We start from the raw sequence: 10,130 nt of genomic DNA, 5'->3' as shown, positions 1-10,130 counted from the left end.
GTTTGGTGTGTCTTGGGGGCGCCTGGGAGCGGGTGTCTCTGTTGTGGGGGGGGTTTTTCGGGTTCTAACCCGAAACGCCACTCACGACCAACCCAACCCACCCCGCTCCGGCACCCTTGGTCGCCTGAAGTACGTGAAGGGTGCGTTTCTCCGGCTGAGCCGAGGGAAGGGGACCTTCACGCGACGCACCGGCGCCTTCACGCGGCGCACCGGCCCAACATCGGCCCAGCACCGTGGCTCGTAGCTGTCCGTGAACGGTTCCCCGCACCGAGCACCGCCCGAAACGACGGCGCCACTCACCGCCGAAGTCCTCAAGCGACAGTCGGAAGCCGTTGCGTGCCAAGGAGAGCTCATGAAACCCATTACCACGAGCATGATCACCGCGCTCACACCCCGCACCGCTTCCGTCACCCGAATGCCGCGCCGGTAACCTCCTTTGCTGTGTCGGTGCCTACTTCAGATCCCCGCAGCGGTCCCGCCGTCGAAAGCGGGTCCGGCGCGACGGCTGCCCAGGTCCCGGACAGCCCGGTCAAGGCCGTCGCCGCACCCCCTCGTCCGGCCAGGATCGAGCCGATGCCGCTGGGCACGCTGCTCGCCAGGGCGGGCGCGCGGCTCGTGGTGGGCGGTGACGACTACCCGTCCGCGGCCGAGCTGACGGTCACGGGAAGCACGCTTCGCGCGCAGCACGTCCTCCCCGGCGACCTCTTCGCCGCGCTTCCGGGTGCCCGCGCCCACGGCGCGGACTTCAGCGACCAGGCCATCGCCTCCGGCGCGGCCGCGGTGCTCACCGACGAGGCGGGCGCCGAGCGTCCGGTACTCCGTGACGCAGGTGTGCCGATCCTGGTGCACCCGGACCCGCGGGCCGCGCTCGGCGAGATCGCCGCCTGGATCTACGGCGAGCCGTCGCTGGAGCTGTCGGTCCTCGGTATCACCGGGACGTCCGGCAAGACCACGACCTCGTACCTGGTCGACGCCGGGCTCAAGGCGGCCGGGCTCACCACCGGGCTGATCGGCACGGTCGAGACCCGGATCGCGGGCGAGCGGCTGGCCAGCGGGTTCACCACTCCCGAGGCGCCGGATCTGCAGGCGCTCCTGGCGGTGATGGTGGAGCGCGGGGTCACGCACGTCCCGATGGAGGTCTCCAGCCATGCGCTGTCGCTGGGCCGGGTCAACGGCACGCGCTTCGCGGTCGGTGCCTTCACCAACCTCTCCCAGGACCACCTGGACTTCCACAAGGACATGGAGGAGTACTTCGCCGCCAAGTCGCTGCTGTTCGACGGCCGCTCCACCGCCGAGGTGGTCGTCGTCGACAGCGCTTGGGGCCACGCACTCCTCACCCCGCACACGGTGACCGTCTCCACCGAGCCGGGAACGGACGCGCTGTGGCGCGCCACCGACCTGACGCCGACCCCGGCGGGGGAGCAGACCTTCACCCTCCACGGCCCCGACGGCCTCGCCGCCTCGGCGAAGATCCCGCTGCCGGGTGAGTTCAACGTGGCGAACGCCGTCCTCGCGGCCGCGATCCTCAACACCGCCGGAGTTCCGCTCGAAGCCATCGTCGCCGGGCTCGCCTCGGTCGAGGTGCCGGGCCGGATGGAGCGGGTCTACCTCGGCCAGCCGTTCACCGCGGTGGTCGACTACGCGCACAAGCCCGCCGCGGTCGCGCAGGGGCTCGACGCGCTGCGCGCCCGCACCGAGGGCCGGATCATCACCGTCCTCGGCTGTGGCGGCGACCGTGACACCGCGAAGCGCCCGGTGATGGGCGAGGCGGCGGTCCGGCGCAGCGAGGTGCTGATCGTGACCGACGACAACCCGCGTTCGGAGGATCCGGCCGCGATCCGGGCGGCCATGCTGGCCGGTGCCCGCAACGCCGGACCGGCGCTGGGCGGCGAGATCCTCGAGATCGCCGACCGCCGGGAAGCCATCGTCCACGCGGTCGAGCTCGCCCGCCCCGGGGACATCGTGCTCATCGCGGGCAAGGGCCACGAGACCGGCCAGGAGGTCCAGGGTGTCGTGCACCCGTTCTCCGACCGGGACGAGCTCGCCTCCGCCATCCGCAGACGTCTGGAGACAGTGTGATCGTGCTCAGCCTCGCCGAGATCGCCGGCATCGTCGGCGGCAGGCTGCATCGGACCGACGGCACCGCCGAGGTCACCGGAAGCGTCGAATTCGACACCCGTGAGATCACGCCCGGTGGCCTGTTCGTCGCGCTGCCCGGTGCCAAGGTCGACGGCCATGACTTCGCCGCGAGGGCCGTCGAGTCCGGCGCCGTCGCGGTGCTCGCGGCCCGCGAGGTCGACGCCCCGGCCGTGATCGTGCCCCCGCTGGACGCCGGTGTCGCGCACGACCGGGCGTTCGCGCTGGTCTCCGACAAGGACGGGGCGGGCGCCGCGGTGCTGGCCGCGCTGGCCAAGCTCGCCCGCCACGTGGTCGAGAAGCTCTCCGGCGACCACCTGACCGTCGTCGGTGTCACCGGCTCGTCGGGCAAGACCTCCACCAAGGACATCATCGCCCAGCTGCTGGAGCCGCTCGGCCCGACGGTCGCGCCGCCGGGATCGTTCAACAACGAGCTGGGCCACCCCTGGACGGCGCTGCGGGCCGACGCCTCGACCCGGCAGCTGGTGCTGGAGCTGTCCGCCCGCGGGCCCGGCCACATCGCCGAGCTGGCGGCCATCGCGCCGCCGCGGATCGGGGTCGTGCTCAACGTCGGCACCGCGCACGTCGGCGAGTTCGGCTCGCGCGAGGGCATCGCCAAGGGCAAGGGCGAGCTCGTGGAGGCGCTGCCGAGCGCGAAGGACGGCGGTGTCGCCGTCCTGAATCTCGATGACCCGTACGTCGCGGCGATGGCGAGCCGCACGAGCGCGCGGGTGGTGTTCGTCGGCGAGAGCGAGTCCGCGCAGGTCCGTGCCTTGGACATCACCCTCGACGGCGAAGCGCGCCCGTCGTTCCGCCTGGTCACCCCGGAGGGCGAGGCGCCGGTGAAGCTCCCGCTCTACGGCGAGCACCACGTCGGCAACGCGCTCAGCGCCGCCGCCGTGGCGCTGGAAATGGGCTCGACGACCGAGGAGATCGCGGCGCGGCTGTCGGGCCTCGAGCGGCGCTCAGACCGCCGCATGGAGGTCAGCACCCGGGCCGACGGCGTCACGGTGCTCAACGACTCGTTCAACGCCAGCCCCGAGTCGATGCGGGCCGCCCTCAAGGCACTCGCGTCGATGAGCGAGCAGCGCCGTTCCTGGGCGGTGCTCGGCGTGATGGGCGACCTCGGCGAGGACTCGGTCGCGGCGCACGACGGCATCGGCAGGCTCGTCGTCCGGCTCAACATCGACAAGCTCGTGGTCATCGGACAGGCCGCCGCGGCCACGCACCAGGGCGCGCAGCAAGAGGGTTCCTGGGGCGAGGAGTCGGTACTGGTACCCGACGTCGAGGCCGCCATCGCCCTGCTGCATGATCAGCTCCGCGCGGGCGACGTGGTGCTGGTGAAGGCGTCCAAGGCCGCCGCGCTGTGGAGGGTGGCCGACGCCGTGCTCGCCTCTCCCGCAACGATCGTTGAAACCCCTGAAGTAGCCCCTTCCCCCTCTCAAGAACGCTCGAACGGTGGTGACGCGTGATCAGCATCCTGATCGCGGCCGCGGCGGGCCTGCTGGTCTCCATCCTCCTCACTCCCTATCTGATCCGGGTCTTCTCCCGGCAGGGCTTCGGCCAGGAGATCCGGGAGGAAGGACCGCAGGGACACAAATCCAAGCGCGGTACCCCGACGATGGGTGGTGTCGCGATCATCGTCGCGATGGTCGTCGGGTATTTCGTGGCACATCTGATCAGCGCCCTCAGCGGCGGCAACGGCACCGGCGGCCCGTCCGCTTCGGGCCTGCTGGTCCTGGCACTGGCTGTGGGCCTCGGGATCGTCGGGTTCCTCGACGACTTCATCAAGATCCGCAAGCAGCGCAACCTCGGGCTGAACAAGACCGCGAAACTGGTCGGCCAGCTGGTGGTGACGATCGCCTTCGCCATCCTGGCGCTGCAGTTCGCCAACGAGAAGGGGCTGACCCCGGCGTCGGAGAGCCTGTCCTATGTGCGGGACCTCGCGCTGATCACCTTCCCGTCGGTGTTCTTCGTGATCTTCTGCTACATCGTCATCTCGGGCTGGTCGAACGCGGTGAACTTCACCGACGGCCTCGACGGTCTCGCCGGCGGCACCGCGGCGATGGTCCTGGCGACCTACGTCGTCATCGCCTTCTGGCAGACCCGCCTCTCTTGCGCGGTCTCCCCGCAGACCGCCTGCTACGACGTCCGCGACCCGCTGGACCTGGCCGTGGTGGCCGCCGCGGCGACCGGTGCCTGCGTCGGGTTCCTCTGGTGGAACGCGGCCCCGGCGAAGATCTTCATGGGTGACACCGGCTCGCTGGCCCTCGGTGGCCTCGTCGCCGGTCTGTCGATGACCACCCGCACCGAACTGCTCGCCATCGTCATCGGCGGGCTGTTCATGGTCGAGATGATCTCGGTGGTCGCGCAGATCGCGGTGTTCCGCACGACCAGGCGACGGCTGTTCCGGATGGCCCCGTTCCATCACCACTTCGAACTCGCCGGCTGGGCGGAGACCACGGTCATCATCCGGTTCTGGCTGCTCTCGGCCATCTGCTGCATGTTCGGCCTCGGCCTGTTCTACAGCGAACAGCTCAGCTTCGGGGGTTAAGAAGTGGAGCTAGCCGGGCGTCACGTCCTAGTCGCCGGAGCCGGGGTCACCGGCAAGTCCATCGTCCCCGTCCTGCGGGACCTGGGCGTCCGGATCACCGTCACCGACGGCAACGCCGAACGGCTGGCGGAGCTCGAAGGGCTCGGCGCCGAACTGGTGCCGGGTCTGTCGGAGCCACCCGAAGGTGTCGAGCTGGTCGTGACCAGCCCCGGCTGGAAGCCGACGTCGCCGTTGCTGGTGGCGGCGGCCGCGGCGGGGATCGAGGTGATCGGCGACGTCGAGCTGGCGTGGCGTGTCGGGCAACTGCGCGACAAGCCGCCGGTGTGGCTCGCGATCACCGGCACCAACGGCAAGACCACCACGGTCGGGATGCTGGAGTCGATCCTGCGTTCCGCCGGGGTCGACGCCGTGGCCTGCGGGAACGTCGGCTTCGCGGTCCTCGACGCGGTGCGCGCCGGGCACGAGGTGCTCGCCGTGGAGCTGTCGAGCTTCCAGCTGCACTGGTCGTCCACGTTGGCCCCGCTCGCGTCGGTGGTGCTGAACCTGGCCGAGGACCACCTCGACTGGCACGGCTCGATGGAGGAGTACGCGGCCGCGAAGGGGCGGGTCCACACCCACTCCCGGAACGTGGTGCACAACCTCCACGAAGACTGGTCCATCCGGCTAGCCGACGAGCACGCGCCCGCGGACGCCCGCCGGGTCGCCTTCGGCATGGACACCCCGCGGCCGGGTGAACTCGGGATCGTGGAAGACCTGCTGGTGGACCGTGCTTTCGTCGCCGAACCGGCGACCAGCGCCGACGAACTCGGCACCCTGGCCGACGTTCGTCCCGCCGGTCCGCACAACGTCTCCAACGCGCTCGCCGCGGCCGCGCTGGCCCGCGCGTACGGCGTCAGCGGCGAGGACGTCGCCAAGGGCTTGCGCGAGTACCGGCCCGCCCCGCACCGCGCCGAGGAGATCGGCGAGATCGACGGCGTCCGGTACATCAACGACTCCAAGGCGACCAACCCGCACGCGGCGAGTGGATCACTGCGCGCGCATCTGAACGTCGTCTGGATCGCCGGTGGCCAGCTCAAGGGCGCTTCCGTGGACGCGCTCGTCGGCTCGATCGCCGGCAGGCTCCGCGGGGTCGTGCTGTTCGGCGTGGATTCACCCGTGATCGCCGCCGCTGTTGCGCGACACGCGCCGGATGTCCCGGTCAACAGCCTCCCTTCGGGTGACGATGACACCATGACTGCGGCGGTGAAGGCGGCCCGCGCCCTGGCGCGCCCTGGAGATGTGGTGCTGCTGGCCCCCGCCGCGGCGTCGTTGGACATGTACTCGAGCTACGGCGCGCGCGGCGACGCGTTCGCGAGCGCGGTCCGTGTCCTGCGCGACGGTGCGGGGGAGACCAGTGACGGCGGTTGAGGAAAGAAGAAAGCGCGAGCCCGCGCCACGGCAGCGCAAATCTCGTGAGAGGCGCGAGCGCAAGGAAAGCCCGTTCGTCGCCTTCCGCACCGCGCTGACGGCGTGGCTTTCGCGGCCGCTCGCCTCGTTCCACCTGGTACTGGCGCTCACCGGCGTGCTGACCGTGATCGGCGCCGTGATGGTGCTGTCCGCGTCCTCGGTCGCTTCGTACAACCCGAAGACCGGCACCGGCGTGTACGCCCAGTTCAGCAAGCACATCATGTTCGTCGCGATCGGCGCGGTGGTGTTCTGGGTCGGGCTGCGGGTCCCGCTGGAACGCGTCCGGCGGCTGTCGGCGACGGCGACCGTGGTCTGTCTCGGCCTGCTCGTGCTGGTGCTGACCCCGCTCGGGTCCGAGGTCAACGGCTCGCAGGGCTGGTTCCGGCTCGGTGGATTCGCCTTCCAGCCGGTCGAGGCGGCCAAGGTCGCGCTCGCCTTCTGGGGCGCGCACATCCTGGTGATCAAGTACAACATCATCAACCAGTGGCGGCATCTGCTCGTCCCGGTCGTGCCGATCGCGCTGCTGATGTTCGCGCTGGTCATGATGCAGCCCGACCTCGGCGGCACGATCACCCTCGCGGTGGTGCTGCTGGCCCTGCTGTGGTTCGCGGGCGCGCCGAAACGGCTGTTCGGCGTCATCCTCGCGGGTGGTCTCGCCGGGATCCTGGTGCTGGCCATCATCGCGCCGTACCGGCTCGCGCGGGTCATGTCCTTCGTCTCCGGCGACCCGGACACCAGCGCGGACGGCTTCCAGGCCAACCAGGCGAAACTCGCGCTCGCGGATGGCGGGTTCCTCGGCAAGGGCCTCGGCCAGGGCCAGTCCAACTGGGGCTACCTGCCGAACGTGCAGAACGACTTCATCTTCGCCCTGATCGGTGAGGAACTCGGCTTCGTCGGCTGCGTGGTCGTGCTCGGACTGTTCGCCGGGGTCGCCGTCGTGGGCCTGCGGATCGCCACCCGCAACCTCGACCCGTGGATCCGCATCGTCGCCGGCACGCTGACCGTCTTCCTGGTCGCGCAGGCGGGAATCAACATCGGCTACGTCGTCGGCCTGCTGCCGGTCACCGGGGTCACGCTGCCGTTGATCTCCTACGGCGGGACGTCGCTGGTGATCACCATGCTCATCATGGGGATCCTCGCCAACGCCGCCCGGCACGAACCGGAGGCGGTGGCCGCACTGCGCTCGCAGGGGCCGGGTAAATTCGGACGCCTGCTGAGGCTTCCCGCGCCCGAGCCGTACCGCCCGCCCGCCAAGCGCAAGGGCAGCGCGGCCAGGAGCGTCGCCGCCAAGGCGGCGAGGCCCGCGCCGAGGACGGCTAGGCCTTCGCCCGCCCAGGAGCGGCGCCGTTCGGTGCGGGAACCCGGCAGGCGGACGGCCGCGCGAACGGCAGTGAACCGCGGTACCGCGAAACGGGGTACCGCAAACCGGAGAGGTCATAGGTGAACAACCCCGTTAAGGGCGCCGAGAGATCCGCCGCGGGCAAGGCGCCGGTGGTCGTGGTCGCCGGCGGCGGCACCGCAGGACACATCGAACCAGCTCTCGCCCTGGCCGACGCGGTGATGCGCCTGCGTCCCGACGCGAAGGTGATCGCGCTGGGGACCGAGCGCGGGCTGGAGAACAAGCTGGTCCCGGCACGCGGCTACCCGCTCGAGCTGATCCCCCCGGTGCCGATGCCGCGCAAGCCGACTCCCGAGCTGCTGAAGATGCCGATGAAGGTCCGCGACTCGGTCAAGCGCACCCGGGAGATCCTGGAGCGGGTCGGCGCGGACGTCGTCGTCGGCTTCGGTGGTTACGTCGCGCTCCCGGCGTATCTCGCCGCGCGCGGGCGCACGCCGATCGTGGTGCACGAGGCCAACGAGAAGCCGGGCCTGGCGAACAAGGTCGGCGCGCGGTTCGCCGTCCGCGTCGCCGTCGCCGTCCCGGGGACGCCGCTGGCGAAGGCCGAGGTCATCGGCATCCCGCTGCGCCGCTCCATCACCTCACTCGACCGAGCCGCGCTGCGCGCCGAAGCCCGTGAGTTCTTCGGGCTCGACCCCGACGCCCCCACGCTGCTGGTCTTCGGCGGCTCGCAGGGCGCGGTGTCGATCAACGGTGCCGTCTCCGGCGCGGCCAAGGAGTTCGCGGACGCCGGTGTCGGCGTCCTGCACGCCCACGGGCCGAAGAACACGCTGGTCGTCCAGGAGTTCCCCGGCAGGCCCGCCTACGTCCCGGTGCCGTACCTGGAGCGCATGGACCTGGCCTACGCCGCCGCCGACGCGGTGCTGTGCCGCTCCGGTGCGATGACCGTCGCCGAGGTCTCCGCCGTCGGCCTGCCCGCGGTGTTCGTCCCGCTGCCCTACGGCAACGGCGAACAGGCGGGCAACGCCCGTCCCGCGGTCGACGCGGGTGCCGGGCTGATGCTCGACGACGCCGACCTCAGCCCCGCCAAGGTCGCGGAGCTGGTGATCCCCCTGGTGACCGACGCCGACAGGGTCGCGAAAATGAGTGCGGCCGCGGTCGGCCTCGGCCACCGTGAAGCCGACGAGACCCTTGCCAAGATCGTGCTGGAGGCCGCCGGTGCCTGACACTGGGTTTGATCAAGAGCTGCCCGACACGCTGACGCGTGCCCACCTGATCGGGATCGGCGGCGCCGGGATGAGCGGTATCGCCCGCATCCTGCTGGCCCGCGGTGCCCAGGTCTCCGGTTCCGACGCCAAGGAGTCGCGCGCGTTCCTGTCGCTGCGGGCCCAGGGCGCCGAGATCGCCGTCGGCCAGGCCCCCGAGAACCTCGACGCGTTCCCCGAAGGTCCGTCCTCGGTGATCGTGTCGACCGCGATCAAGGAGACCAACCCCGAACTGGTGGCCGCGCGGGAACGCGGGATCACCGTGCTGCACCGCGCGCAGGCGCTGGCCGGGCTGATGGAGGGCCACCGCGTCGCGTGCATCGCCGGGACGCACGGCAAGACGTCGACGACGTCGATGCTGACCGTCGCGCTGATGCACTGCCACCTCGACCCGTCGTTCGCCATTGGCGGCGACCTCAACGAGTCGGGCGCGAACGCGCACCACGGCGAGGGCGGCGTCTTCGTCGCCGAGGCCGACGAGAGCGACGGGTCGTTCCTGGCCTACTCGCCGTCGGTCGCCGTGGTGACCAACGTCGAGCCGGACCACCTGGACCACCACGGCACCGCCGAGGCGTACGTCTCGGTGTTCACCGACTTCCTCGGCCGGATCGCGCCGGGCGGGCTGCTCATCGTCTGCGGTGACGACGAGGGGGCCGACGCGCTGGGTGCGCGGGCCTCGGCGCAGGGCATCCGCGTCCGCCGCTACGGACGTTCGGTCACCGGCGCGGACGACGCTCGGATCCTGGACTTCGCGCCCGCACCGGACGGTGGCGTCGTCCGGATTTCCTTGCAGGGCCAGGAAATCGCCCTCCGGGTCGCGGTGCCGGGCGAGCACATGGCGCTGAACGCGATCGCGGCCCTGCTGGCCGGGATCGAGCTGGGCGCGCCCGTCGAAGGACTGGCCGAAGGGCTCGCCGCGTTCGGCGGCGTCCGGCGGCGGTTCGAGTTCAAGGGCCGCTCGGGCGACGTCCGGGTGTACGACGACTACGCGCACCACCCGACCGAGGTCGACGCGCAGCTGCGCGCGGTGCGGACGGCCGCGGGCACGGGCCGGGTCATCGTGGTCTTCCAGCCGCATCTGTACTCGCGCACGAAGACGTTCTCGAAGGAGTTCGCGGCCGCGCTGTCGCTGGCCGACGAGGTCGTCGTGCTGGACGTCTTCGGCGCACGCGAGAAGCCGGAACCCGGGGTGAGCGGCGCGCTCATCGCCGACCAGATCTCCGGCACCCCCGTGCACTACCAGCCCGCGTTCGACGTCGCGGCGAAGCTCGCGGCGGACCTGGTCGAACCCGGCGACCTGCTGGTGACCATGGGCGCCGGCGACGTCACGCAGCTCGGCCCCGAGATCCTGGCCGAGCTGGACCGGCGGGCGGGCTAGCCATGACATCGG

At 71.1% G+C, this 10,130-nt stretch carries 7 protein-coding genes; all 7 read left to right on the top strand.

Features of this window, described 5'->3' with window-relative positions; genetic code table 11:
- Positions 1-573: 573 nt before the first annotated feature.
- From ACZ5IK_RS31540 to murC, 7 genes are read left to right on the top strand one after another with little or no spacing between them, the layout of a single operon-like run.
- Complete coding sequence (locus tag ACZ5IK_RS31540) at positions 574-2,079, top strand: UDP-N-acetylmuramoyl-L-alanyl-D-glutamate--2,6-diaminopimelate ligase (RefSeq protein ID WP_465491154.1); 1,506 nt, start codon at positions 574-576, stop codon at positions 2,077-2,079.
- A complete protein-coding gene (locus ACZ5IK_RS31535) occupies positions 2,076-3,608 on the top strand; it encodes a UDP-N-acetylmuramoyl-tripeptide--D-alanyl-D-alanine ligase (RefSeq protein WP_465491042.1) in 1,533 nt (510 codons plus the stop codon). Before ACZ5IK_RS31540 ends, ACZ5IK_RS31535 begins: the two co-directional genes overlap by 4 nt.
- Positions 3,605-4,690 (top strand): phospho-N-acetylmuramoyl-pentapeptide-transferase, encoded by a 1,086-nt coding sequence (mraY, locus tag ACZ5IK_RS31530; protein ID WP_465491041.1) that lies wholly within the window; start codon positions 3,605-3,607, stop codon positions 4,688-4,690. Before ACZ5IK_RS31535 ends, mraY begins: the two co-directional genes overlap by 4 nt.
- A 3-nt stretch (positions 4,691-4,693) precedes the next feature.
- Positions 4,694-6,097, top strand: coding sequence for a UDP-N-acetylmuramoyl-L-alanine--D-glutamate ligase (gene murD, locus ACZ5IK_RS31525; RefSeq protein WP_465491040.1), 1,404 nt, complete (start codon positions 4,694-4,696; stop codon positions 6,095-6,097).
- Complete coding sequence (gene ftsW, locus ACZ5IK_RS31520) at positions 6,084-7,580, top strand: putative lipid II flippase FtsW (protein WP_465491039.1); 1,497 nt, start codon at positions 6,084-6,086, stop codon at positions 7,578-7,580. The genes murD and ftsW overlap by 14 nt, the downstream gene beginning before the upstream one ends.
- Complete coding sequence (gene murG, locus ACZ5IK_RS31515) at positions 7,577-8,701, top strand: undecaprenyldiphospho-muramoylpentapeptide beta-N-acetylglucosaminyltransferase (protein WP_465491038.1); 1,125 nt, start codon at positions 7,577-7,579, stop codon at positions 8,699-8,701. The genes ftsW and murG overlap by 4 nt, the downstream gene beginning before the upstream one ends.
- A complete protein-coding gene (murC, locus tag ACZ5IK_RS31510; RefSeq protein WP_465491037.1) occupies positions 8,694-10,118 on the top strand; it encodes a UDP-N-acetylmuramate--L-alanine ligase in 1,425 nt (474 codons plus the stop codon). Before murG ends, murC begins: the two co-directional genes overlap by 8 nt.
- Positions 10,119-10,130: the final 12 nt, after the last annotated feature.

The organism is Amycolatopsis sp. NPDC031561 (genome assembly GCF_055580625.1).
The sequence above is the reverse complement of the archived record's forward strand: the minus strand, read 5'-3'. Positions and strand labels throughout refer to the sequence as shown.